At 45.4% G+C, this 1319-nt stretch carries 2 protein-coding genes; one reads left to right on the top strand and one right to left on the bottom strand.

Annotation, left to right across the window (positions count from 1 at the left end):
• The coding region (locus EBR25_14105; GenBank protein ID NBW42103.1) for a glycosyltransferase at positions 1-544 on the top strand (544 nt) is incomplete at its 5' end.
• A 442-nt stretch (positions 545-986) separates the two neighbouring features.
• Here EBR25_14105 and EBR25_14100 read toward each other — a convergent pair.
• Positions 987-1319: hypothetical protein (locus EBR25_14100; GenBank protein NBW42102.1), on the bottom strand; the 333-nt coding region annotated here is incomplete at its 5' end.

The raw sequence follows: 1319 nt of genomic DNA, 5'->3' as shown, positions 1-1319 counted from the left end.
AGCCGCGAGCCTGCTCAAGCAAAAACGTAGTGATTTTAAGGTCTTGATTGTTGGTGATGGGGCAGTATGGCAAGACTTGCAGGTTTTAGCCAAAGACTTGAGCGTCGAGGATGTTGTCTTGTTCACGGGGCGTGTTCCTCACCATGAAGTCGAGCGGTATTACAGTCTCATTGATATTGCGCCATACCCCAGAAAAGGACTTCCGGTATGTGAGATGGTGTCTCCCATGAAGCCGTTTGAGGCGATGTGCATGGAGAAAGCTATTATTTCTTCTGATGTTCACGCATTAACGGAGATTGTAAACGATGGCGTGACAGGCTTGCTGCACGAAAAAGATAACGTGCAAGAGCTCGCTGCTAAGCTTGAGATTCTTCTCGATAGCCCTGAATTGCGTCGTCAGTTGGGTACACAAGCTCGGGCATGGGTTAAGAGAGAGCGTGATTGGAGAGTGCTCTCAAAGAAATTCCTTGATTTATATGCGGCAGTAGAGAAGAAAAGTTTTAGCGATGGTGGCCGTATGGAGGAGCACTTTTCCTTCAGTTAGGATAATGCCGGTAGTAAGTATAGTGTGCGATTGAACCCGCTCGGCTTAAGTAGCCATCCCTGAATTTGGTCAACTTAAGACTCTCTTGAGTAAATATGTATTGTCGTCTCATAAGGCTGTCTCTCCGCAGAAAAACCAGCTTTTCTGCACCCGCAGTGCTAGTGATGTCTCTGCTGGTCCTCCCTTGATTCTCACGTGTTTCTTTCCCGAATGAACTGTTTTTAGAAACGACTCAGTACTCTCAGTTTCCAGTGGGTAATCTCCATCTCAAAGAATGCTTCCCAGTGCTATTCCATTCCTTTTATGAAGAATTTGCGGACCTATTAATTCTTCCGGAAATACGGGCGACATAAAGCGAAGCTGGTCAATTGAAAGGGGCTCGGTTTAAAGAGTTGATGAGCCGCGCTAGCGTTTCAGGCTTTCCTAGTGCGGTTTTGCTCTCTTAACTTTCGGCAGTATGTACTATGCGACAGACCGAAATTTCACCGTAAGAATGAAGGCTAGAACAACTATCGGGTACTTGCCCAGTAAAGATAAATACTCCGTCTATTCTTGATACGTCATGGACTACTTCTATGCGTCTTCTGGGTGTCTTGAAAACGTAAGCGATGAAGTTCTTGTCCTGTTTGGAGGGTAGATTCGTAAAGAGCTTGGCTGAATTGCTTGATAGTTGTAGTTTGCGAAGCTCAAAGCGAGCATCGATTAATGATATTAGCCGATGCTCTTCTAAAAAACTTTTGGTAGCTAAGGCGCTATTCCACATGAAGAATGGTCC

The sequence above is a fragment of the bacterium genome (assembly GCA_009926305.1).
Classification (GTDB): domain Bacteria; phylum Bdellovibrionota_C; class UBA2361; order UBA2361; family RFPC01; genus RFPC01.
Note: the sequence above shows the minus strand (reverse complement) of the source record. Positions and strands in the feature narration are given on the sequence as shown.